Source organism: Nonomuraea sp. NPDC049649, assembly GCF_040675175.1.
In the GTDB taxonomy this organism is placed as follows: domain Bacteria; phylum Actinomycetota; class Actinomycetes; order Streptosporangiales; family Streptosporangiaceae; genus Nonomuraea.
In genome coordinates, this window is record NZ_JBFAOH010000004.1 from 127,436 (window position 1) to 150,195 (window position 22,760).

The following is a 22,760-nucleotide window of genomic DNA, read 5'->3' on the forward strand; positions in this document are numbered from 1 at the left end:
TCAGACGGTGGGCTGCGCGCTGATCAGCGGGCTGGAAATGTCGGAGGGGGTCGGCGCCGGGTCCAGCGGCGCGCAGTCGGCGGCAGGGCAGTGCGTGGCCGGGGACGTCGGCTCCAGGTCCGTCGGCGCCGGCGACGGCGAGACGGAGGGGGAGGGCGAGACGTCCCCCTCCGGACAGTCGGGCCGCGGCTCGGCCTGGTCGTCCCCCGCCGACGGGCAGGGGGTCGGCGTGGGCGTGGGAGTCGGCGTCGGCTTGGCGGTCGACCTGGCCGTCTCCGTCGGACGGGGATCCTGCCTGGGCGGCTCGGAGGACGTCACGGGCGGCACGATCACCGGCTCGTTCTGCCGTACGGTCGACTTCGGCGAAGCGGGCCGGCTGGTGGACGACATGTCCGGCGGAGTCGCGCTGGACGTGCTGCGCACCTCCTGGATCGGCGCCTCGACGACCCGCTGGCGCAGCTCCGGCACGACCATCACGACCGTGCCCGCCACCAGCACCGCGCTGGCCGCGGCCGCCCCGGCCCGCCACCAGAACAGGTTGCGCGAGGCCCGGCGCTCGATCTTCGCCCGGATGACGCCGAGCCCGTCCGGCGAGGGCACGACCGAGTCCGCCTCCGCACGGAGGGCACGGCGCAGCAGCTCGCCGTACTCGTCGGGGGGCTGGGTCATGACATCTTCTCCAGGACGGAACGCAGGGCGGCCATGCCACGTGCCGTGTGGCTCTTCACCGCCCCCTTGCTGATGCCCATGGCGTGGGCGATCTCGGCTTCGGACAGATCTCCGTAATAGCGGAGGACCAGGGCCTCCCTCTGGCGTGACGGTAGCGCCCGCAGCGCCTCGATGACCGCGGAGCGCTCGAACTCGCCGATCGCGCCGTGCTCCGCACTCGGCGCGTCGGGCATGCCCTTGGGCGCGTACTTCTCCACCACCGCCCGGTGCCGCAGGACGGATCGGGACTTGTTGACGACGGATTGCCGGAGGTAGGCGAGTGCCTTGTCGGGATCGCGCAGCCTGCGCCAGGCGCCGTGGATGGCGACGAACGCATCCTGCACGACTTCCTCCGCGGTTGCCATGTCGCGCACCAGCAACACGGCGAGACGTACTAATGACCGAAAATGCGCACTGTAAAGCGCTGTCACGGCCATGTCGGCGTCCCACCCGACCGGCACCGCCCCCATGGATCTGTCGACCAGGAGGGTTTCGGTGGTCACGTCAGTGGGACGCGCGGCCTTCCCTGACGGTTTACGTTCTTCCGGTTCCTTTGGGGGCATGACCCAGTTGTGTCCTCGCCAGGTGGTCTCGCCCGAGGCTGAAATCTCCGCTGCGATGGTGCACCCACACCCTAACCGTGAGGATCTTCGGGCGCCACGACGGATCCTGTCACGATTCGCAACGCTGATCACCGTACCCGCCCCCGACCAGGTCAGAGTCGTCGGCCCTTACGCGCGGGAGAGCGACCCCTATCGGTAAGGTGATCGGGTGACCGACTGCCTGTTCTGCAAGATCGTGGCCAAGGAGATCCCGGCCGAGGTCGTCCTGGAGACTGACAGGACACTCGCGTTCCGTGACATCAACCCCCAGGCGCCCACCCACGTGCTCGTCATCCCGAAGGAGCACCACGCCGACGCCGCCGCGCTGGCCCAGGCCGACCAGGGGCTCGCCGACGAGGTGCTCAAGACCGCGCACGACGTGGCCGTCCAGGAAGGCGTCTCCGGCGACGGCTACCGGATCGTGTTCAACACCGGCCCCGGCGCCGGGCAGACCGTCTTCCACGTGCACGCCCACGTTCTGGGCGGCCGCAACCTGACCTGGCCGCCCGGCTGATATTGCCGAGAGGAAACGGCCCGCCCCCGGATACGATGGGTGAAGAAGAACAGCCACCGAGACCGGGAGGCATCAGGCCGCGCTGGCCTGCCCATGTCCGAACTACACGATTCCCGACGCACAGCACCTCCCACGCGCACACAAGCCAAGGTGCTGATTCCGGACGATTACCCGATGGTCAGCCTCCTCGGCTACCGCGACGAGCTGCTCCGCGTCATCGAGGGCGCCTTCAAGGCCGACATCCACGTCCGAGGCAACGAGATCACCGTCACCGGCACCCCCGATGAGAGCGGCGCGGTCGTCCGGCTCTTCGAGGAGCTCGTCGAGGTGCTGCGCACCGGCGGCGACCTCACCCCCGACACCGTCGAGCGGAGCATCGCCATGCTCCGGATGACCTCCGAGCGCCCGGCCGAGGTGCTGTCGCTCGACATCCTGTCCTCGCGCGGGCGCACCATCCGCCCCAAGACGGCCAACCAGAAGCGCTACGTCGACGCCATCGACAAGCACACGATCGTCTTCGGCATCGGCCCCGCCGGCACCGGCAAGACCTACCTGGCGATGGCCAAGGCGGTCCGGGCGCTTCAGGAGAAACAGGTCAACCGGATCATCCTCACCCGCCCGGCGGTCGAGGCCGGCGAGCGGCTGGGCTTCCTGCCCGGCACGCTCTACGAGAAGATCGACCCGTACCTGCGGCCCCTGTACGACGCGCTGCACGACATGGTCGACCCCGACTCGATCCCCAAGCTCATGGCCGCGGGCACGATCGAGGTCGCCCCCCTCGCGTACATGCGGGGTAGAGCGATGCCAGTCGGCACCGGGGTGCTGACCCCGGACGGATTCCGCTCGATCGGCGAGTTGGAGGTCGGTGACCTGGTCATCGGATCGAACGGCGAGCCGACTCCCGTGCTGGGCGTGTATCCGCAGGGTGAGAAGAAAATTTATCGACTCTTCAGCCAGGACGGTTCCTCGGTGCTCGCCTCCGAAGACCATCTGTGGGCTGTCCGCACCCGTGACGACGGTAATCGGGGAAAGCCGTGGCGGGTGCTGGAGACGAAGCAGCTCATCGGCGACCTGCGCACGGCTCATTACCGCAAGTGGGAGTTGCCGCTGCTGAGCGCCCCGGTCCGCTTCCCAGAGCAGCCGGTCCCGATGGATCCGTACGCGCTGGGGCTGCTGATCGGCGACGGCTATATAGCAGGTGTAGGGACTCCAAGGTTCGCGACGAATGATCCGGAGCTCGCGGACGCGCTGGAGAAGGCGACACCTGGAGTGAAAGCGAGATCAAGAGGCGAGGCTCAATACATCCTCAACCGGGTGCCGTCGACTGAGGACACCGGAAGAGTCACGCACCCGATAAAGTCCGCCGTCCGTACGCTGGGGCTGTCCGGGTGCGAATCCGAGACGAAGTTCGTGCCTGACATCTACCTCTACAACACTCCGGAGGTCAGGCTCGCGGTTCTGCAGGGCCTGCTCGATTCGGACGGCGGTCCGGTCACGCAGGATGAGCGGAGTGCCAGGATCCAGTACACGACTGTCTCGCCTCAGCTGCGTGACAATGTGATCTTCCTGGTGCGGTCGCTGGGCGGCATCGTCTACTGGACTGAGCGTGCTGCGAAGGGGCGTAGACCAGGGTTCGCAGATGGGCGGCCGGTGCGTCATCGTCATGACGCGTACATTCTCGACATCCGGCTCCCGGAGGGCGTCGAGCCTTTCCGGCTGGCCCGGAAGGCGGAGATCTACCGCTCCTACGGAGGCGGCAGGCCCATGCGTTTCGTGGACCGGATCGAGCCACGTGGCACTGCGGAGTGCGTGTGTATCCAGGTGGCGGCGGAGGACTCCCTCTATGTGACGGAGGACTTCCTGCTGACGCACAACACGCTCAACGACGCCTTCATCATTCTCGACGAGGCGCAGAACTCGTCGGCCGAGCAGATGAAGATGTTCCTGACGCGGCTCGGGTTCAACAGCAAGATCGTGGTGACGGGTGACGTCACGCAGGTCGACCTGCCCGCGGGCACGGTCAGCGGGCTGCGGGTGGTGCAGGAGATCCTCGAGGGCATCGACGACATCCACTTCTCCCGGCTGACCAGCGCCGACGTGGTGCGTCACAAGCTCGTGAGCGAGATCGTCGACGCCTACGGTCGCTACGACGCGACGCAGGAGCCCAAGCAGATCCAGCAGCAGCGGGGCAGGCGACGATGAGCATCGAGATCAACAACGAGTCCGGGGTCGACGTCGACGAGGAGCGGCTCGTCGCGCTGTCGGCCCACGTGCTGGCCGAGATGGGCATCAACCCGCTGGCCGAGCTGTCGCTCGTGGTGGTCGACCAGGACGTCATGGCCGAGCTGAACGAGAAGTGGATGGGCGAGCCGGGCCCGACCGACGTGCTCGCCTTCCCGATGGACGAGCTGCGGCCGGGCGGCGGCGCGCGGGGCGAGGCCGAGGGGCCGGCCGATCCGGCGCTGCTGGGCGATGTGGTGCTGTGCCCGCAGGTCGCGGCGCGGCAGGCGGAGGAGGCCGGGCACAGCGGCCAGGATGAGATCGAGCTGCTGTGCACGCACGGCATCCTCCACCTGCTCGGTTACGATCACGCCGAGCCGGAGGAGCACAAGGAGATGTTCGGCCTGCAGGCGCGATTGCTCGAAGCGTGGCGGGAGGTGCGCAGCTCGCGGTGAACGCCTGGTTGCCGTTGGCCATCGTCCTGGTCGTGGTCGGTGGCCTGATCGCCAGCACGGAGACGGCTCTGACCCGCATCTCGAGGGTGCGGGCGGAGGAGGCCGTGCGCGACGGCAGGCGTGGCGCCCAGCGGCTGCACGCGATCGTCACGGACGCGCCGCGCTATCTGAATCTGCTGCTGCTGCTCCGGCTGAGCTGTGAGCTGGTGGCGACGGTGATCGCCACGTTGCTGTTCATCGATCTGATGGACGACCAGGGCTGGGCGTACTTCTCGGCGGCCGCCGTGATGATCGTGGTGAGTTACGTGATCGTCGGCGTGATGCCGCGGACGCTCGGGCGGCAGCACGCCGAGCCGATCGCGCTGGCGTCGGCGCCGATCGTGTACGGGCTGACGAAGATCTTCGGTCCGCTGCCGAAGCTGCTCATCCTGCTGGGCAACGCGCTCACGCCGGGCAAGGGGTTCCGCGACGGGCCGTTCACCTCCGAGGCGGAGCTGCGCGACCTGGTGGACCTGGCGGAGGAGCGCAGGGTGATCGAGCCCGTCGAGCGGGAGATGATCCACTCGGTGTTCGAGCTGGGTGACACGCTGGTGCGCGAGGTGATGGTGCCGCGGACCGACATGGTCTTCATCGAGCGGGGCAAGACGCTCCGGCAGGCGCTGTCGCTGGCGTTGCGGAGCGGTTTCTCGCGGGTGCCGGTGGTGGGGGAGAACGAGGACGACGTCATCGGGATCGCCTATCTGAAGGACATCACGCGCCGGGTGCACGAGTCGGGCGGCGACGGTGAGAAGGAGCCGGTGGAGTCGATCATGCGTCCGGCCACGTACGTGCCGGAGAGCAAGCCGATCGACCAGCTGCTGCGGGAGATGCAGGCCAGGCAGACCCATCTGGCGATCGTGATCGACGAGTACGGCGGGACGGCCGGCCTGGTCACCATCGAGGACGTGCTGGAGGAGATCGTGGGTGAGATCACCGACGAGTACGACCAGGAGGCGCCGCGGGTCGAGCCGATGCCCGACGGCGCTCTGCGGGTGACGGCGCGGATGCCGGTCGACGAGCTGGGCGAGCTGTTCGGCACCGAGATCGAGGTCGACGACGTGGAGACGGTCGGCGGCCTGCTGGCGCACGCGCTGGGGCGGGTGCCGATCGCGGGGTCGAAGGCGGAGGTGGCGGGGCTGGAGCTGACCGCCGAGAGCCTGGCGGGGCGGCGCAACCGGATCAGCACGGTCGTGGTGCGGCGGGTCCAGGTGGAAGAGGACGACGTGGTACCGGCGGCGGCCGAGCAGGAGTGACTTGTCCGGGTTACGGCAAGTGCTCTTTAAGTGAATTGCAAGTGGGATGCGCCAGTGTGTTACCCGGCGCCCGGTGCGGTGGGCGCCGACGGGGGAAGCGCCCGGACGTCACAGGGGTTCGGACGGAAGGGCGCGCCAAGGGGGACGGCGACGTCCCGGCCCGGTAGACGGCCGGACGTTGCTTGGCGTAAAGGGTGCTCTCGTCCGGATAACCGGGCGAGAGCACCCTTTTAGCGTTTGATCGTTTATTGGCATCTCTGGTGGATTGCCGTTTTCGCTGGTCGGGGAGGCTGGCCACCGGGGGGAAACATGAAACGCGGAACGCGGATCATCGTCTGCGGGCTCCTGGCCGGTGCCCTGGCAGGCTGCGGAGGCGCCGAGGGGCTAGACACGGCCGCCCTCGCGCAGATGCGGGAGATCCTCAGCAAGGAGCCCCGCCTGCCCGACGGCTTCTCGCCGCGCTCGGAGCAGGCCTGGCAGGCGCCGTTCAGCCCGGCCGACCACAACTGCCGGGCGGTGCTGGACGCGGCCGGGGGCCGGGCGCCCACGCAGGGGCTGACCGCCCAGGCGGCGGCCAGCTACGAGGGAGACGAGCTGGGCGAGCAGGTCGGGGTCGGGCTGGCCAGGTACGACGGCGCGGCCGGCACGCACATGGCCGAGCTGTCGCAGGCGCTCAAGGACTGCCGGGAGGTGCGCGCCGAGGGCGGCACCCACCTGACCACCACGCTGGTGCCGCTGTCGGACGTGGGCGACGAGGCGGTGGTGGGCGAGCTGCGCGGCCGGCTGAACGGCTACCCGTACGCGCTGGACGTGGTGCTGGCCCGCTCCGGCGACATGCTGGTCTCGCTGGTGCACACGAGCATGGCCGAGGTGGAGCCGCAGCGCACTCGCCAGCTCCTCGACGCCGTGATGCGGATGGCCAGCCCCTAACCTTGTCTTCGTGACTCTCGATCCGGAAGACAGCAAGCTCATCACGTTGGCGCGGGCCTCGCGGGCCCGCAACGGCTCCGCCGAGGGCGCGGCCGTCCGCGACGAGACCGGCCGCACGTACGCGGCCACCGAGGTCTCGCTGAAGGCGCTGCGGCTCTCCGCGGTGCAGGTGGCGGTGGCGACCGCCATCTCCAGCGGCGCCCGCTCCCTGGAGGCGGCGGCGCTGGTCACCGGCGGCGACGGGCCGTCCGACGACGACCGGGCGGCGGCCGCGGAGCTGGGCGTGACGTCCATCCTGGTGGCCGGCCCCGACGGCACCCCGCGGAGCTGACCGTGGCGATGTCCCCCTACCTGGCCGGGGTGCGCGCCAAACTCGGGCCCGACCTGCTGATGCTGCCGTCGGTCTGCGGCTGCGTCTTCGACGACGAGGGCCGCCTCCTGGTGGCCCGCCACGGCGACGTCGGACTCTGGGCCGCCCCCGGCGGGGCGGTGGACCCCGACGAGCGGCCCGAGGAGGCCGTGCGCCGGGAGCTGCGCGAGGAGCTCGACATCGAGGTGCGGGTACGCGGCCTCATCGGCGTCTACGGCGGGCCCGAGTTCCGGGTGCGCTACCCGAACGGCCACGAATGCGCCTACGTGATCGCCGTCTACGGGTGCTCGCTCGTATCCGGCACGCCCACCCCCGACGGCGACGAGATCAACGAGGCCCGCTGGCTCCGCGAGGACGAGCTGGCCGGGCTGCCGATGACCGCGTGGTCGCCGCTGGTGATGCCCGAGGTGTTCGCCTGGTGGCGTGCGCACGCCTCCGGGTAGGCGAGAATGCACTATGTGACCTCGCCAGACAGCCATCGCGCCGGATTCGCCTGCTTCGTGGGGAGGCCGAACGTCGGCAAGTCCACGCTCATGAACGCCCTGGTCGGCACCAAAGTGGCGATCACCTCGTCCAAACCGCAGACGACGAGGCGGGTGATCAGAGGCATCGTGCACCGGCCCGACGCCCAGATCATCATCGTCGACACCCCCGGCCTCCACCGGCCGCGCACCCTCCTCGGCGAGCGGCTCGACAGCCTGGTGCTGTCGACCCTCACCGAGGTCGACGCGATCGCGTTCTGCGTGCCCGCCAACGAGGCGATCGGCAAGGGCGACCGGTTCATCGCGGGCAAGCTGGCGGCGGTCAAGAAGACGCCGGTGATCGCCGTGGTCACCAAGTGCGACCTGGCCAGCCGCGACCAGATCGCCCAGCAGCTGGTCGCGGTCTCGGAGATCGGCGAGTTCGCCGACGTGGTGCCCGTGTCGGCGCAGTCGGGCGAGCAGCTCGACGTGCTCTCCGACGTGATCGTCAGCCACCTGCCGGAGTCGCCGCCGCTGTACGAGGACGGGCAGCTCACCGACGAGCCCGAGCAGGTGCTCGTCGGCGAGCTGATCCGGGAGGCGGCGCTCGAAGGCGTCCGCGACGAGCTGCCCCACTCGATCGCCGTCGTGGTCGACGAGATGATGACCCGGGAAGACCGCGACGACCTGCTCGACATCTACGCCCACATGTTCGTCGAACGGCCGTCGCAGAAGGCCATCGTCATCGGCCACAAGGGCGAACGGCTGCGCGAGGTCGGCACCAGGGCCCGCAAGCAGATCGAAGCCCTGCTCGGCACCCGCGTCTACCTCGACCTGCGGGTCAGCGTCGCCAAGGACTGGCAGCGCGACCCCAAGCAGCTGCGCAGGCTCGGCTTCTACGACTGAGGCCGCCGCACCAGCGCCAGGACGGCCATCAGCACCACCCCGAACGCCGACGCCAGCGACGCGTACCACCCGTAGCGGATCACCGGCTCGATCGAGAGCAGCCCGCCCAGCTCCACCGACACCCGGTCGACCGGCCCGGACACGAACATGACCAGCACCACCATCGCCAGCGCCCCCGGCACCGCCGCGACGGCCGCGAACCTCGGGCGGGCGAACAGGCCCGCGACGCCGCAGCCCAGCGCGGCCAGCCCGGCGAGCAGGGCGTAGACGCCGAGCATGTCGTCGATGCCGCGGGTGTCGCTGGTGATCGCGCCGAGGAGGGCGCTGCTGGCCCGCACCCCCGACCACGGCAGCACCGCGCACACCACCAGCGCCGCCCCGGCCAGCGTCACCCCCGCCGCGTACCGGCGGCCGCCCACCCGGGCGGGACGCGACGACAGGTCTTCGGCCACACGATCACGATAAGCCGCCCCCCGCCCCCGCACCACCCTCCGACACCCACTCGTCACCGCCCGGCACCCCCGCGACCTGGTCCGTGCGGCGGGTGGTGGCTTTCGTGGCGGTCTTGCTTCAGACACCCACTCGTCACTGCGCGGTACCTCCGCGATCTGGTCTGTCTGGTCGTCAGTGGCGGGTGGAGTCGGGGGCAGGCGCGGCTTGAGCTGGTGGAGGCGAGGTCGGGGTCGTCCTGCGGGTTCTCATCGGGTGGTTGCCGTGTGGCGGTCTTCGCGGCTGTCCTGCTGGTTTGTTACGGCGGATTCGCCCCAGGTGAGTTTGGCGCGGAGGTCGGCTGCGTCGGTCGCCAGGGCGGAGACGAGGGTGCCGGGGCCGGCGAGGGGGAGCACCGCCACGCCGTCCGCGACCAGGGACTCTCGTGGGCGGGTGAGTCCTGTGATGAGGGTGGTGCCGACGCAGGTGGCGTCGCCGAAGACGGCGGGGGAGGAGTCGAGTGCGGGGTCGCCTGCGGTGAACTCCTGCCGGAGGAGGGGCCGGCCGGAGATGGTGGCGTCGAGGCGGGCGTGGCAGTGGCCGGGGCGTTCTCCGTACCGGCCGAAGACGATCTCCTCGCGCCACAGGACGCGCGCGCCGGGCGCGAGGTCGAGCCGTACGGACATGAGGTGGGAGCAACCGGCGGCCAGCACGGTCGGCTCGGGCGTGAAGCGGAGTGTCGCGCCCGAGCCGACGACGGCGGTGATCCGCATGGATGACTCGCCCCGTCCGGGCAGGACGAGGGTGCTCGCCACCGAGCCCACCTCCAGGGTGGTGCCGTCCGCGACGGTGAGGTCGAGGGCCAGGTCGTCGCCGCCCAGCGGCCCGGCGGCGGTGGAGACCAGGTGGACGGCCGCCGGGCCGGTCTGGCGGAGCGTCAGCGGGGGAGCGGAGCGCAGCAGGGAGATCACCGTCCCGCCCGCTGGACCGGCTCCGCCGGGGGAGGGGCGCGGGGCCGGGGTGGTGGCGACGGCGGCTCGGGCGCGCATGTCAGGCGTGTTCGTGACGCCAGGACTTGACCTGGTCCGCCACCCAGGAGGTCACCTCGGCGATCGCGGGGTCCTGCCGGACCGAGGTGAACAGGACCGGCCTGCCGCCTCGTACCGCCGCCGCGTCCCGGGCCATGACCCGCAGGTCGGCACCCACCAGCGGGGCCAGGTCCGTCTTGTTGACCACCAGCAGGTCGGCGGAGGTGACGCCGGGGCCGCCCTTGCGGGGCACCTTGTCGCCGCCGGACACGTCCAGGACGAAGATCTGCCGGTCGGCCAGGCCCCGGCTGAACGTCGCCGTCAGGTTGTCGCCGCCGCTCTCCACGATGACCAGGTCGAGCGGGCCGAAGTGGCGCTCCAGCGTCTCCACGGCGTCCAGGTTGGCGGCGATGTCGTCGCGGATGGCGGTGTGCGGGCAGCAGCCGGTCTCGACGGCGGTGATGCGCTCCTCGTCGAGCACGCCCGCCCGGCGCAGGAAGTCGGCGTCCTCGGTGGTGTAGATGTCGTTGGTGACCACGCCGAGCTGGAGCGACGGGCCGAGGGACCGGCAGAGCGCGGCCACCAGGGCCGTCTTGCCGCTGCCGACGGGGCCGCCCACGCCGAGCCGGAGTGCTCTGCCGCGGCCGTCGGGGGTGCGGTGGTGGTCGTGATGCCTGGCGCCCATGTCGCTCCTCTTCATGAGACGAAAAGCCTGACCTTCGCGCGGGTGTGCCGCTCGGCCAGCAGGTCGAGTGCGGGTGCGGACGGCGCCCCCAGTGCCGCCCACCGGCGCGTGGGTCCGCTATGCCCATGTTCCTCGTCGTCCGCGGACTCGGAAAGGAGCTGTGTACGGGCGGCGCATTCGGCCAGGTCGGGGACGAGGCCGGCGAGGATGCCGTGGACGGCCACCGGGTCCAGGCCGAGCAGGCGGACCGCCGCGGTGGCCGGGCCGGTGACGGCGTGGTGGGCGGCGGCCAGCGCGGCGTCCGCGGGTGCGGCGCCCGCGGCGTGCGCCGCGGCGCCGAGCGCGACCGGGTGGTGCGGACGGGGGACCTCTTCGGCCAGGTCGTCCAGCACCGGTGCGGGCCACAGCCGTCTCGTCACCCGCAGCAGCAGCTTGCCCTGGGTCCGTGCGGCCTCGCGCTGCGCGGGCGATGCCGTGCGCGCGTCGGCCTCCGCGTCCAGGGGTTCCCAGGAGGGCCCGTCTTCAGCGCGTCCGTTCTCTTCTCGTACGGAGGCGAACGCGCAGGCGGAGGCGGCGAGGGCGGCGGCGAGGGCGCCGGCCGTGCGGAGACGCCCATGGAGGAAGGCGGACAGGGACGGCAGGTCGTGCACGAGGCCCAGCGCGACCGCCTGTTCGACGCCGCCCGAGTGGGCGTGGCCCCCGGCGGGGAGGCGGGAGTCGGTGAGGAGGAGGATCGCCGGGTGCATCAGAACAGGAAGTAGCGCTGGGCCAGCGGCAGGACCTGGGCGGGAGCGGGCTCGACCGGTTCGCCGTCGATCCGTACCTCGAAGGTGTCGGGTGCCACGTCGATGCGCGGCAGGGCGTCGTTGAGCGGCATGGCGTCCTTGCCGTGCCGCCGTACGTCCGCCGCGGGGACGAGGCGGCGGCGGACGGCGAGCCGGTCGGCGAGCCCGGTGTCGAGCGCGAGCGGCGAGACGAAGTGCAGAGAGGTGGCGGCGGCGGCAGCCGGGGCGGCGCCGAACATGGGACGGGGCAGTACCGGCTGGGGGGTCGGGATCGAGGCGTTCGCGTCGCCCATCTGGGCCCAGGCGACCATGCCGCCCTTGAGCACCAGCGCGGGCTTCACGGCGAAGAAGGCGGGGTCCCAGAGCACCAGGTCGGCCAGCTTGCCGGGTTCGACCGAGCCCAGTTCGGCGTCGAGGCCGTGGGCGACGGCCGGGCAGATCGTGTACTTGGCGACGTAGCGGCGGGCCCGCAGGTTGTCGGCGGGGCCGTCGCCGAGCGCGCCCCGGCGGGCCTTCATGACGTGCGCCGTCTGCCAGGTGCGGATGACGGTCTCGCCGATGCGGCCCATCGCCTGCGAGTCGGAGCCGATGATCGAGATGGCGCCCAGGTCGTGCAGGACGTCCTCGGCGGCCATGGTGGTCGGCCTGATCCTGGATTCGGCGAACGCCAGGTCCTCCGGGACGGCCGGGTTGAGGTGGTGGCAGACCATGAGCATGTCGAGGTGCTCGTCGAGGGTGTTGACGGTGTGCGGCCTGGTCGGGTTGGTGGAGGACGGCAGCACGTTGCGGTGGGAGGCGAGCCGGATGATGTCGGGCGCGTGCCCGCCGCCCGCCCCCTCGGTGTGGTAGGCGTGGATGGCCCGGCCGCCGATCGCCGCCAGCGTCGACTCCACGAACCCGGCCTCGTTCAGCGTGTCGGTGTGGATCGTCACCTGCGCGCCGGTCGCGTCGGCGACGGACAGGCAGGCGTCGATGGCGGCGGGCGTGGTGCCCCAGTCCTCGTGCAGCTTGAAGCCGGACGCGCCCGCGCGGAGCTGCTCCAGCAGCCCTTCCTCGCTGACCGTGTTGCCCTTGCCGAGCAGCGCGAAGTTGAGCGGGTAGGAGTCGAGCGCCTCCAGCATCCGCTCCAGGTACCAGGCCGGGGTGACGGTGGTGGCCTTGGTGCCCTCGACGGGGCCGGTGCCGCCGCCGATGACCGTGGTGACGCCCGAGCCGACGGCCTCGTCCAGGAGCTGCGGGCAGATGAGGTGCACGTGGGAGTCGACGGCGCCGGCGGTGAGGATCTTGCCGTTGCCCGCCAGGACCTCGGTGGACGGGCCGATGACGATGTCGACGCCGTCCATCGTGTCGGGGTTGCCGGCCTTGCCGACGGCGGCGATCCGGCCGTCGGCCACGCCGACGTCCGCCTTGACCACGCCCCAGTAATCGAGGATCAGCGCGCCGGTGATGACCAGGTCGGCGGCGCCCTCGGCGCGGGTGGCCGTGGACTGGCCCATCGACTCGCGGATGACCTTGCCGCCGCCGAACACGGCCTCGTCGCCCGCCCCGGCCGGGCCGGCCGAGCGGTCCTCGGTGACCTCGACGAACAGGCCGGTGTCGGCCAGCCGGACGCGGTCGCCGGTGGTGGGGCCGTAGAGCGCGGCGTAGCGGGCGCGGGAGAGCTCAGTCATCGAGCGCTCCCGCCCGCTCGGTCCGCAGCCCGGGGACGATCCGGCGGCCCGCCAGCGGGACCAGGGTGACGTCCCGCGCCACGCCCGGCTCGAACCGGACCGCGGTGCCCGCGGGCACGTCCAGCCGCATGCCGTGCGCGGCCTCCCGGTCGAAGCGCAGCCCCGGGTTGGCGGCGGCGAAGTGGTAGTGGGAGCCGACCTGCACGGGCCGGTCCGCGGTGTTCACGACCCGCAGCGTCACCCGCGGCCTGCCGGGGTTCAGCGGGACGGCGTCGCCGGGGTGTACGTACTCGCCCGGGATCACGGGATCGGCCTGTGCACGGTGACGAGTTTGGTGCCGTCGGGGAAGGTGGCCTCGACCTGCACGCTGTCCAGCATCTCCGGCACCCCCTCCATGACGTCGTCCCGGCGCAGCACCGAGCGCCCGGCCTCCATTAGCTGGGCCACCGTCCGGCCGTCCCTGGCCCCTTCCATCAGGAACGACGCGATGACGGCGGTGGCCTCCGGGTGGTTGAGCCGCAGGCCGCGGGCCCGGCGCTCGCGTGCCACTCCGGCGGCGACGTGGATGAGCAGCCGTTCCTGCTCGTGTGGGGTGAGCCGCATGGCCGGACGATAGGCAGCCGTCGTTTCCCCGGTGTTGCCGGGGGATGTCGTGTCGGTTTCCGCCTGTGTGACGGCCGCCGCATCGGGGTGAGGGTGTGGCAATCGGCAATTAACACGCGGGATCTCTCCGTGACACGCGGCGGATGCACCGTTCTTCCAGCAGCTGGCAGGAAGGAAGGAACCGCCCGTGCGAACCCCCCGCGCACTCGTCCCCGCTCTCCTCCTCGTGACCCTCGCGGCCTGCGGGCCGCCCCCGTCCGGGTCCGGCACCGCCGCCGCCCAGGACGAGATCAAGGTCGGCATCCTCCACTCGCTCAGCGGCACCATGGCCATCAGCGAGGTCACCGTGCGGGACGCCGAACTGCTCGCCGTCGAGGAGATCAACCGGGCGGGCGGGGTGCTCGGCAAGAAGCTCGTCCCGGTCGTCGAGGACGGCGCGTCCGACTGGCCCACCTTCGCCGAGAAGGCCACCAAGCTGATCAGGCAGGACAAGGTGGCCACCGTGTTCGGCGGGTGGACGTCGGCCAGCCGCAAGGCGATGCTGCCTGTCTTCGAACGGTACGGGTCGCTGCTGTGGTATCCGGTCCAGTACGAGGGCCTGGAGAGCTCCCCCAACATCTTCTACACCGGAGCCACCACCAACCAGCAGATCATCCCGGGCCTCGACTACCTGAAGGAGCAGGGCAAGAAGAAACTCTTCCTCGTCGGCAGCGACTACGTCTTCCCCCGTACCGCGAACAAGATCATCAAAGCGTACGCGGCGGCGAACGGGATGGAGATCCTCGGCGAGGAGTACACCCCGCTCGGCCACACCGAGTACTCCACCCTCGTCAACAAGGTCGTCCAGGCCAAACCCGACGCCGTGTTCAACACCCTCAACGGCGACTCGAACGTGGCCTTCTTCAAGCAGCTCAAGAGCGCCGGAGTGAGCGCCGACGCGATGCCGGTGCTGTCGGTGAGCGTCGCCGAGGAGGAGGTCAAGGGCATCGGCGTCGCCAACATCGCCGGCCACCCGGTCGCCTGGAACTACTACCAGACCACCGACACCCCCGCCAACCAGGCGTTCGTCAAGGCGTTCAAGGCCGCGTACGGCGAGGACAAGGTCACCAGCGACCCCATGCAGGCCGGCTACAACGCCGTCTACCTGTGGGCCGAGGCGGTCGAGAAGGCCGGCACGACCGAGGTCGCGGCTGTCAGGAAGGCGGCCGGCGGGATCGCCCTGGACCGCCCCGAAGGCCCGGTCACCATCGACGGCGAGAACCAGCACCTCCACAAGACCGCCCGCATCGGCGTCATCCGCCCCGACGGCCTGATCGAGCAGGTGTGGGACTCCGGCGAGCCGATCAAGCCCGACCCGTACCTCAAGGGGTACTCCTGGGCCGCCGGGCTGGCGGAGGAGTGATGGCCTTCGTCAACCAGCTCCCGATCGGGCTGTCCATCGGGGCGGTGCTGCTGCTGGTGGCGCTCGGGCTGACGGTCACGTTCGGCCAGATGGGCGTGATCAACATGGCGCACGGCGAGTTCATCATGGCGGGCGCCTACACCGCCTTCCTGATCCAGGACCTGCTGCTCGCGCTGCCCGCCGCGTTCCTGGTCGCCGGGCTCATGGGCCTGGCGCTGGAACGCGGCCTCATCCGCCGCTTCTACGGCCGGCCGCTCGACACGCTGCTGCTCACCTGGGGCGTCAGCCTGGTGCTGCAGCAGCTCGCCCGCGACCTGTTCGGCGCGCCGAACGTGCAGGTGTCCGCGCCGTCGTGGCTGTCCGGCGGCGTCGGGATCCTCCCGTACCACCGCCTGTTCATCATGGCGCTGGCCGTCGCGGGCGTGGCCGGCGTCTGGCTGTACCTCACCCGTACCCGGCTGGGGCGGCGCACGCAGGCGGTCGTGCAGAACCGGCGGCTGGCCGCCACCAGCGGGATCGACCCCGGCCGCGTCGACATGCTGACCTTCCTCATCGGCTCGGGGCTGGCCGGGCTGGCCGGGGTGGCGCTCACCCTGATCGGCCCCGTCGGGCCCGCGCTCGGCACCTACTACATCGTCGACGCCTTCCTGGTGGTGGTCGCGGGCGGGCTCGGGCAGCTGCGCGGCGCCGTGCTGGCCGCCGCCGGGCTGGGCTTGCTCAACTCGTACGCCGAGTTCTGGTCCGACGCGAGCCTGGCCAAGGTGCTCGTGTTCGCGGCCGTCATCGGCTTCCTCCAGGTGCGGCCGCAGGGGCTGGTCGCGCTGAGATCGAGGGCGCTGACATGATCAGGAGAAACCTGCCGTTCGCCGCGGTCGCGGCCGTCGCCCTGGTCGCCGCGCCGCTGCTGCTGGAGCCGTTCCGGCTGAGCCTGCTCGCCAAGTACCTCTGCTACGCGATCGTCGCGCTCGGCATCGGGCTGGCCTGGGGGCAGGGCGGCATGCTCACCCTCGGCCAGGGCGTCTTCTTCGGCCTCGGCGGCTATTCGATGGCCATGTACCTGAAGCTGCACGAGAGCGGCGGCGACCTGCCCGACTTCATGGTGTGGAGCGGCGTGGAGGAGCTGCCCGCGCTCTGGAAACCGTTCGCCCATCCGGGGTTCGCGCTGGTCATGGCCGTCGCCGCGCCGGTGGCGCTGGCGGTCCTGCTCGGCACGCTGGTCTTCAGGCAGCGGGTACGGGGCGCGTACTTCGCGATCCTCACCCAGGCGCTCGCCGCCGCCATGGTCATCCTGCTCGTCGGGCAGCAGGGCCTGACCGGCGGCACCAACGGCATGACGAACTTCTTCGAGCTGTTCGGCGCCGACCTGGCCGACGACGCCACCCAGCGGACGCTGTACCTGGTGGTCGCCGGGGCGCTCGGCCTGCTCTACCTGGCCACGCGGCAGCTGGTGGGCAGCAGGTTCGGCAGGCTGCTGGTCGCCGTCCGCGACGGCGAGGACCGGGTGCGGTTCCTCGGGTACGACCCCGCCCTGGTGAAGACCGTCACCTTCGCCGTCTCCGCCGGGCTGGCCGGGCTCGCCGGAGCGCTGTTCGTCCCGGTCGTCGGGATCATCTCGCCCGCCCTGCTCGGCGTCGTCCCGTCGCTGGAGCTCGTCGTCGCGGTCGCGGTCGGCGGCCGGCAGGTGCTGGCCGGGGCGGTGCTCGGCGCCGTCGTCATGGGCCACGCGCAGACCGCCTTCAGCGAACAGTTCGCCGACGGCTGGCTCTACCTGCAGGGCGCGCTGTTCATCCTGGTCATGACCCTGGCCCCGAAGGGCGTCGCCGGCATCCTGGGGAGGTTGCGCCATGCTCGAACTGCGTGACGTGCGGGTGGTCTTCGACGGCTTCCGCGCCCTCGACGGGGTGGACCTCACCGTCGCCGACGGCGAGCTCCGCTTCCTCATCGGCCCCAACGGCGCGGGCAAGACCACGCTCATCGACGTGATCACCGGCCTGACCAGGCCCGCCACCGGGCAGGTGCGGTTCGCCGGACACGACCTGGCCGGCCGGAAGGAACACCAGATCGTCCGGCTCGGCGTCGGCCGCACCTTCCAGACCGCGGTCGTCTTCGAGGAGCTCACCGTCCTGGAGAACCTCGACCTGGCCGCCTGCTTCCGGAAACCGCTCTGGTCACTGGCCAGGCGGCGCCGGGGCGTGCCGGACGCCGTCGCCGAGGCGCTGGCCAGGACCGGGCTCGAACCGCTCGCCGGCCGTCCGGCCGGGGTGCTCTCCCACGGCCAGCGCCAGTGGCTGGAGATCGGCATGCTGCTGGCCCAGCGTCCCCGCCTGCTCCTGCTGGACGAGCCGGTCGCCGGCATGTCCAAGGACGAGCGGGACCGCACGGGCGAACTGCTCACCGAGATCGCCGACGACCACACGGTGATCGTGGTGGAACACGACATGGAGTTCCTGCGCCGCCACGCCTCCGCCGTGACCGTGCTGCACGAGGGCAGGGTGCTCGTCGAGGGATCGGTGGAACGGGTCAGCGCAGACCCGCGGGTGCAGGAGGTCTACCTGGGAAGGAGGCCCAGCGATGCTGTCGGCACATGACCTCGAATCCGGCTACGGCAGGGCCCGGGTGCTGTTCGGCGTCTCGCTCGACGTCGGCCCCGGGCAGCTCGTCTGCGTCATGGGACGCAACGGCGTCGGCAAGACGACGCTGCTCGACACCCTCATGGGCGTCCTGCCCGCGACCTCGGGCACCGTCACCTTCGACGGCCGCGACGTCGCCCGGCTGCCGCCCCACCAGCGGGCCCGGCTCGGCATGGGCTACGTGCCGCAGGGCCACCAGTGCTTCCCCCAGCTGTCGGTGCTGGGCAACCTGCGGGTGACCATGGAGGCCGCCGGCACCGGCAAGGAAGCCCTGGACGAGGCGCTGGACCTCTTCCCCGGGCTGAAACCGCTGCTCAGACGCCGGGCCGGGCACCTGTCCGGCGGCCAGCAGCAGCAGCTCGCCATCGCCCGCGTGCTCGTCACCCGGCCCCGCCTGCTCATCCTCGACGAGCCCACCGAGGGCATCCAGCCGTCGATAGTCCAGGAGATCGAGGAGGCCGTCGCCCGCCTGCACGCCTCCGGGCTGGCCGTGCTCCTCGTCGAGCAGTATCTCGACATCGCGATCCGGCTGGCCGACCGGTTCGTCATCCTCGACGCCGGCCGGGTCGTGCGCACCGGCGACGCCGCCGAACTGCACGGCGAGGACGTGCGGCGGCTCCTCGCCGTATGAGTCTTATCGGGCCGCCCACTGGCGGGCCGACTCGACGATCTCGTTCAGCCGCCCGCCGTGCGCGCCGTGCCAGTAGACCTGGCCGCACGCGCGGCAGCGCCCGTACGCGTCGTAATGACGTCTCGTGCCCGCCTCCAGCAGCGGCGCCACCTCGACCTTGGACACCGCCGCCAGCTCGCCGTTGCAGGCCGTGCAGCGGGTCCACGGCCGCAGCGGCGGCGCGAACCGTTCCAGCACGTCACGGAGCTGGTCGTCCGGCCGGGACCCGCGGACGTACGCGCCCAGCCAGAGCGCCCGGCGGCGCAGCAGCCCCCGATCCTGGGTGAGCAGCACCCGCCGCTCGGCGTTCGCCTGCACGACCAGCTCCGGGTCGTCCATGTCGTTGTGGTAGGCGGTGTCGAGCCCGAGTAGCCGCAGCCGCCTCGCCAGCGTGCCCAGATGCACGTCCAGCAGGAACCGCGCCTCCGGCAGCGGCTGCGGGCGCGGCACGGCCCGGACGTCCACCACGTCGCCGGGCTCCGGCACGTACGCGGGCGTCACCCCGCGGCCGCCCGCCGTCATCGGCCCCACCTCGGTCAGCGGGACGCCGGTGGACTCCACGTGATGGCCCAGCGTCGAGGAGCCGTCGGGCACGATCGGCTGCTCCGGGCCCCGGCGGCTCGCGGGCAGGAACAGCAGCAGCTCCGGAGCGAGGCGAAGGAGTGCCGTCCTTTCCGTCACGGTCTCCATTGTGCCGCCCGTCACAGCTCTAACCCCATCGCCTCGTTGACGTGCCGGTCGGCGACCGGGTTCGTGGAGGTCTCGGCGCACTCGATCCGCATGGCAGCAGTCAAGCGGACCGCCCCGACTGGGGCGAGCGGTTTTCCTACTGCTGGTAGTTCTCCACCTGGCCCGCCGGGCGGGACGCCGCGCCGTCGGGGTCGTCGCCCGCCCCGCGCCGGGCGCGCCGCTGCCGCAGCAGGTCCCAGCACTGGTCGAGCGCCGCCTCCAGCTGCTGGACGCGGGCGTTCTCCTCGTCGGTGGTCAGCTCGCCCGCCTCCAGCCTGGTGCGCAGGCCGTGCTCCTCGTCGACCAGTTCCTTGATCCGGCCCAGAATCTCGTCGTCCCGCATACCGCGACTCTAACTCCGGCGTGATACAGAACGCCCTATGTCCGGCGTCGCCCTGGTGAGAAAGCCCGGCCCGCGGATCGCCGAGGGCATCGTCACCCACATCCGGCGCGAGCCCGTCGACCGCGACCTCGCCGCCGAACAGCACGCCGCCTACGTCGCCGCGCTCGCCGCCGCCGGCTGGCGCCCGGTGCACGTCCCGCCCGACGCCCCTTTCGTGGAGGACACGGTCGTTGTCGACGGTGTCGCCGTACTCACCAGGCCGGGCGCGCCGGAGCGGCGGCCCGAGGTGGACTCCGTCGAGCGCACCGTACGGAACCTCGGGCTCGACACGGTACGGATGACGCGGCCGGGCACGCTCGACGGCGGCGACGTCCTGCAAGCCGGCCAGACCGTCTACGTCGGCAGGTCGGACCGACGGCCACGGCATCGCCCAGTTCGCCGCGCTGCTGCCCGGACGGCGGGTGGTCCCCGTCGAACTGTCCGATGTCCTCCACCTGAAGTCGGCGGTGACCGCGCTGCCCGACGGCACCCTCATCGGCCACCCCGCGCACGCCCGCCTGCCTGACCTGCTGGTTCCCCCGGAGGAGACGGGCGCGCACGTCGTCCCGCTGGATCGCGGCACGGTGCTGATCGCCGCGTCCGCGCCGCGCACCGCCGAACTACTCGACAGGCGCGGTCTCACCGTGGTGACGGTCGACATCTCGGAGTTCGAGAAGCTGGAGGGCTGTGTCACCTGCCTGAGCGTGCTGGTGCCCGATGCTCTCAACATGTGAGAACATGACCGGCCCACGCCGAGACGTCTGGTAGCGTGAATCGCATGCTGCGCGGGCTGCTTCTTAGCTGCCGCGGCGGGGGCCTGTAAAGGCCGGCTCCCTCGCCGCGGAGCCAGTCATGCGCGTCGGCCGCTTTCTTTTCCGACCGACCATCAGGAGCACCCCGATGACCGCTCAGCAGCCCAGCTCTATGCCTTTCCATCGCTATCAGCCTTTCGAGCCGATCCGGCTGACCGACCGCACCTGGCCCGACAAGGTCATCACCAAGGCGCCGCGCTGGTGCGCCGTCGACCTGCGTGACGGCAACCAGGCGCTGATCGACCCGATGGACGCCCACCGCAAGCTCAAGATGTTCGAGCTGCTGGTCCGGATGGGCTACAAGGAGATCGAGGTGGGCTTCCCGGCCGCCTCCCAGACCGACTTCGACTTCGTACGCCAGATCATCGAAGAAGGCCGGATCCCCGACGACGTGGTGATCCAGGTGCTCACCCAGGCCAGGCCCGAGCTGATCGAGCGCACCTTCGAGTCGCTCCGGGGAGCCAAGCAGGCCATCGTCCACCTCTACAACTCCACCTCCACGCTGCAGCGCCGGGTGGTGTTCGGGATGGACAAGGACGGCATCACCGGCATCGCCGTCGAGGGCGCCAAGCTGGTCAAGAAGCTCGCCGAGGAAAGCGACGTCGACATCCAATACCAGTACTCTCCGGAGTCGTTCACCGGCACCGAGCTGGAGTACGCCGTCGAGGTGTGCGACGCCGTCAACGACGTGTGGCAGCCCACCCCCGACCGCAAGGTCATCATCAACCTGCCGGCGACCGTCGAGATGGCCACGCCCAACGTCTACGCCGACCAGATCGAGTGGATGCACCGCAACCTCAAGCACCGCGACTCGATCGTCCTCTCCATCCACCCCCACAACGACCGCGGCACCGCCGTCGCCGCCGCCGAACTCGGCTACATGGCCGGCGCCGACCGCATCGAAGGCTGCCTGTTCGGCAACGGCGAGCGCACCGGCAACGTCTGCCTGGTCACGCTCGGCATGAACCTCTTCTCCCAGGGCGTCGACCCGGAGATCGACTTCAGCGACATCGACGAGATCCGCCGCGTCGTCGAATACTGCAACCAGCTGCCCGTCCACCCCCGCCACCCGTGGGGCGGCGAACTCGTCTACACCGCCTTCTCCGGCTCCCACCAGGACGCCATCAAGAAGGGCTTCGAACACCTGGACGCCGACGCCGCCGCCGCCGGCGTCCCCGTCGACTCCTACACCTGGGCCGTCCCGTACCTGCCCATCGACCCCAAGGACATCGGCCGCACCTACGAGGCCGTCATCCGGGTCAACAGCCAGTCCGGCAAGGGCGGCGTCGCCTACATCATGAAGGCCGACCACCACCTCGACCTGCCGCGGCGCCTCCAGATCGAGTTCTCCAAGGTGGTGCAGGCCCGCACCGACGCCGAAGGCGGCGAAGTCACCCCCGACGAGCTGTTCGCCATCTTCCAGGACGAATACCTGCCCGTGCCCGGCAACCACTGGGGCCGGCTCAGCCTGATGGCCCACCGCCACGACTCCACCGTCGACGAGAAGGTCCGCATCAACGCCGACGTCCGCGTCGACGGCGAGATCCGCGAACTCGAAGGCGTCGGCAACGGGCCGATCTCCGCCTTCATCGACGCCATCGGCAGCGTCGGCATCCAGGTACGGGTGCTCGACTACGTGGAGCACGCGCTGAGCGCCGGCAGCGACGCCAAGGCGGCGTCCTACATGGAGTGCGAGGTCAACGGGACGGTGCTGTGGGGGGTCGGCATCGACGCCAGCACCTCCACCGCCTCCCTCAAGGCGATCATCTCGGCGGTCAACCGCTCCTACCGCTGACCGCTTTCCCTCATCGGGCCCTGCACGATCTGTGGGGCTGTGATGTTCGGCAGGTTGGCCCACAAGGCCTGATGCCCCTTCTCGACCGCGCTCCGCTGACCATGGGGGTGCGGTCGAGGTGTTTTTATTTGAGGTCGCAGTTGTGTAGGTCGGCGTAGCGGTGCTGGGCTATGCGCATGAGGTCGGTCAGGTCTTTTATCGCGTCCCGGCCCTTGGCCGTCTGGGCGAGATAGATGTCGATCAAGCGTTCTCTGTTCCCGCAACGGAACTTCGCGCTTACGCGGTAAGGCTGCTCGGCCAGCAAGCCGTGGGTGAGGTAGGCAGCCATGCCGTCGCCGAGGCTTGAGGGGAGAACGACTCCGCCAGCCCGGGTGTATATATTTCGTCTGTCGTCTAGCAAACGCTCAAGATGATTCAGGGGCATTCCAGGACCTTCGCGCATCCACCACACGGTCAACGGTCGAGGGGTTGTATCGGGGACTTTGCACGTTCCTACCGCCTTGTCACCCTCGATTTTCTCAACGAGAGGCTTGGTTGCGCCACTTACCAGACGGAACGCTCGCTCGGGGACGAGCTCACAGAGGTACGGCGCGGAGTCTGTGATCGGTTGAGAAGTGGCGGCTGGTGTGGAGATCGCCTCTGTTTCTGGAGTGCAAGCTGTAGCGATTACGATGAGAGCCGT

25 protein-coding genes and 3 pseudogenes are annotated in these 22,760 nt (G+C 70.6%); 17 read left to right on the forward strand and 11 right to left on the reverse strand.

What is annotated here, in order from left to right; translation table 11 throughout:
* Both AB0J42_RS07740 and AB0J42_RS07745 read right to left on the reverse strand, forming a co-directional pair.
* Positions 1-669, reverse strand: coding sequence for a hypothetical protein (locus AB0J42_RS07740; protein WP_364290088.1), 669 nt, complete (start codon positions 667-669; stop codon positions 1-3).
* Entirely contained in the window at positions 666-1,178 is a 513-nt protein-coding gene (locus AB0J42_RS07745; RefSeq protein WP_364290506.1) for a SigE family RNA polymerase sigma factor, read from the reverse strand. The genes AB0J42_RS07740 and AB0J42_RS07745 overlap by 4 nt, the downstream gene beginning before the upstream one ends.
* A 301-nt stretch (positions 1,179-1,479) precedes the next feature.
* Here AB0J42_RS07745 and AB0J42_RS07750 point away from each other — a divergent pair, with 301 nt between their 5' ends.
* From AB0J42_RS07750 to era, 10 genes and pseudogenes are all read left to right on the forward strand, one after another.
* Positions 1,480-1,824 (forward strand): histidine triad nucleotide-binding protein, encoded by a 345-nt coding sequence (locus tag AB0J42_RS07750; RefSeq protein WP_364290090.1) that lies wholly within the window; start codon positions 1,480-1,482, stop codon positions 1,822-1,824.
* Between the two features lie 93 nt (positions 1,825-1,917).
* Positions 1,918-2,622: pseudogene (locus tag AB0J42_RS07755) on the forward strand (PhoH family protein); the annotation flags it as partial.
* Between the two features lie 351 nt (positions 2,623-2,973).
* Positions 2,974-3,438, forward strand: a pseudogene (locus AB0J42_RS07760) (LAGLIDADG family homing endonuclease); the annotation flags it as partial.
* Between the two features lie 261 nt (positions 3,439-3,699).
* A pseudogene (locus AB0J42_RS07765) lies at positions 3,700-4,026 on the forward strand (PhoH family protein); the annotation flags it as partial.
* A complete protein-coding gene (gene ybeY / locus AB0J42_RS07770; protein WP_364290092.1) occupies positions 4,023-4,499 on the forward strand; it encodes an rRNA maturation RNase YbeY in 477 nt (158 codons plus the stop codon). The pseudogene AB0J42_RS07765 and the gene ybeY, both read left to right, overlap by 4 nt.
* Positions 4,496-5,791, forward strand: coding sequence for a hemolysin family protein (locus AB0J42_RS07775; RefSeq protein ID WP_364290094.1), 1,296 nt, complete (start codon positions 4,496-4,498; stop codon positions 5,789-5,791). Before ybeY ends, AB0J42_RS07775 begins: the two co-directional genes overlap by 4 nt.
* A 309-nt stretch (positions 5,792-6,100) precedes the next feature.
* Positions 6,101-6,721, forward strand: coding sequence for a hypothetical protein (locus tag AB0J42_RS07780; protein WP_364290096.1), 621 nt, complete (start codon positions 6,101-6,103; stop codon positions 6,719-6,721).
* A 10-nt stretch (positions 6,722-6,731) separates the two neighbouring features.
* On the forward strand, positions 6,732-7,052 hold the full coding sequence (locus AB0J42_RS07785) for a cytidine deaminase (protein WP_364290098.1): 321 nt from the start codon (positions 6,732-6,734) through the stop codon (positions 7,050-7,052).
* 8 nt (positions 7,053-7,060) lie between these two features.
* The gene (locus tag AB0J42_RS07790; protein ID WP_364290508.1) at positions 7,061-7,534 is read left to right on the forward strand and encodes an NUDIX domain-containing protein; all 474 of its coding nucleotides are present in this window, start codon (positions 7,061-7,063) and stop codon (positions 7,532-7,534) included.
* Between the two features lie 15 nt (positions 7,535-7,549).
* The gene (gene era, locus AB0J42_RS07795; RefSeq protein ID WP_364290100.1) at positions 7,550-8,458 is read left to right on the forward strand and encodes a GTPase Era; all 909 of its coding nucleotides are present in this window, start codon (positions 7,550-7,552) and stop codon (positions 8,456-8,458) included.
* On the opposite strand, the gene AB0J42_RS07800 is transcribed toward era, so the two are convergent.
* The 7 genes from AB0J42_RS07800 to AB0J42_RS07830 all read right to left on the reverse strand — a co-directional run bounded on the left by AB0J42_RS07800 (position 8,449) and on the right by AB0J42_RS07830 (position 13,658).
* A complete protein-coding gene (locus AB0J42_RS07800; protein WP_364290102.1) occupies positions 8,449-8,910 on the reverse strand; it encodes a hypothetical protein in 462 nt (153 codons plus the stop codon). The genes era and AB0J42_RS07800 overlap by 10 nt on opposite strands.
* A gap of 246 nt (positions 8,911-9,156) precedes the next feature.
* Positions 9,157-9,936, reverse strand: a complete 780-nt coding sequence (locus tag AB0J42_RS07805) for an urease accessory protein UreD (RefSeq protein ID WP_364290104.1) — start codon at positions 9,934-9,936, stop codon at positions 9,157-9,159.
* 1 nt (position 9,937) lies between these two features.
* Positions 9,938-10,600: an urease accessory protein UreG gene (gene ureG, locus AB0J42_RS07810; protein WP_364290106.1), complete on the reverse strand. Its 663-nt coding sequence runs from the start codon at positions 10,598-10,600 to the stop codon at positions 9,938-9,940.
* 11 nt (positions 10,601-10,611) lie between these two features.
* Positions 10,612-11,346: an urease accessory UreF family protein gene (locus AB0J42_RS07815; protein WP_364290108.1), complete on the reverse strand. Its 735-nt coding sequence runs from the start codon at positions 11,344-11,346 to the stop codon at positions 10,612-10,614.
* Complete coding sequence (locus AB0J42_RS07820) at positions 11,346-13,055, reverse strand: urease subunit alpha (protein WP_364290110.1); 1,710 nt, start codon at positions 13,053-13,055, stop codon at positions 11,346-11,348. Before AB0J42_RS07820 ends, AB0J42_RS07815 begins: the two co-directional genes overlap by 1 nt.
* The gene (locus AB0J42_RS07825) at positions 13,048-13,359 is read right to left on the reverse strand and encodes an urease subunit beta (protein WP_364290112.1); all 312 of its coding nucleotides are present in this window, start codon (positions 13,357-13,359) and stop codon (positions 13,048-13,050) included. Before AB0J42_RS07825 ends, AB0J42_RS07820 begins: the two co-directional genes overlap by 8 nt.
* Complete coding sequence (locus AB0J42_RS07830; RefSeq protein WP_364290114.1) at positions 13,356-13,658, reverse strand: urease subunit gamma; 303 nt, start codon at positions 13,656-13,658, stop codon at positions 13,356-13,358. Before AB0J42_RS07830 ends, AB0J42_RS07825 begins: the two co-directional genes overlap by 4 nt.
* Before the next feature lie 187 nt (positions 13,659-13,845).
* Between AB0J42_RS07830 and urtA the strand changes: the two genes are divergently transcribed.
* Genes urtA through urtE form a run of 5 tightly spaced genes read left to right on the forward strand, consistent with a single transcriptional unit; the run spans position 13,846 to position 18,321 of the window.
* Positions 13,846-15,060, forward strand: a complete 1,215-nt coding sequence (urtA, locus tag AB0J42_RS07835; RefSeq protein ID WP_364290116.1) for an urea ABC transporter substrate-binding protein — start codon at positions 13,846-13,848, stop codon at positions 15,058-15,060.
* The gene (gene urtB / locus AB0J42_RS07840; protein WP_364290118.1) at positions 15,057-15,905 is read left to right on the forward strand and encodes an urea ABC transporter permease subunit UrtB; all 849 of its coding nucleotides are present in this window, start codon (positions 15,057-15,059) and stop codon (positions 15,903-15,905) included. Before urtA ends, urtB begins: the two co-directional genes overlap by 4 nt.
* The gene (gene urtC / locus AB0J42_RS07845) at positions 15,902-16,921 is read left to right on the forward strand and encodes an urea ABC transporter permease subunit UrtC (protein WP_364290120.1); all 1,020 of its coding nucleotides are present in this window, start codon (positions 15,902-15,904) and stop codon (positions 16,919-16,921) included. The genes urtB and urtC overlap by 4 nt, the downstream gene beginning before the upstream one ends.
* Positions 16,905-17,648 carry an urea ABC transporter ATP-binding protein UrtD gene (urtD, locus tag AB0J42_RS07850; RefSeq protein WP_364290122.1) on the forward strand — a complete coding sequence of 248 codons (744 nt, stop codon included), beginning with the start codon at positions 16,905-16,907 and terminating at the stop codon, positions 17,646-17,648. Before urtC ends, urtD begins: the two co-directional genes overlap by 17 nt.
* A complete protein-coding gene (gene urtE, locus AB0J42_RS07855; RefSeq protein WP_364290124.1) occupies positions 17,632-18,321 on the forward strand; it encodes an urea ABC transporter ATP-binding subunit UrtE in 690 nt (229 codons plus the stop codon). Before urtD ends, urtE begins: the two co-directional genes overlap by 17 nt.
* Before the next feature lie 3 nt (positions 18,322-18,324).
* Here urtE and AB0J42_RS07860 read toward each other — a convergent pair whose 3' ends face one another.
* Positions 18,325-19,050 (reverse strand): Mut7-C RNAse domain-containing protein, encoded by a 726-nt coding sequence (locus tag AB0J42_RS07860; protein ID WP_364290510.1) that lies wholly within the window; start codon positions 19,048-19,050, stop codon positions 18,325-18,327.
* 136 nt (positions 19,051-19,186) lie between these two features.
* The gene (locus AB0J42_RS07865; protein WP_364290126.1) at positions 19,187-19,432 is read right to left on the reverse strand and encodes a DUF2630 family protein; all 246 of its coding nucleotides are present in this window, start codon (positions 19,430-19,432) and stop codon (positions 19,187-19,189) included.
* 461 nt (positions 19,433-19,893) lie between these two features.
* On the opposite strand from AB0J42_RS07865, the gene AB0J42_RS07870 reads away from it, so the two are divergent.
* Complete coding sequence (locus AB0J42_RS07870; protein WP_364290128.1) at positions 19,894-20,205, forward strand: hypothetical protein; 312 nt, start codon at positions 19,894-19,896, stop codon at positions 20,203-20,205.
* Between the two features lie 166 nt (positions 20,206-20,371).
* On the forward strand, positions 20,372-22,078 hold the full coding sequence (gene leuA / locus AB0J42_RS07875; protein WP_364290129.1) for a 2-isopropylmalate synthase: 1,707 nt from the start codon (positions 20,372-20,374) through the stop codon (positions 22,076-22,078).
* Positions 22,079-22,760 lie beyond the last annotated feature (682 nt).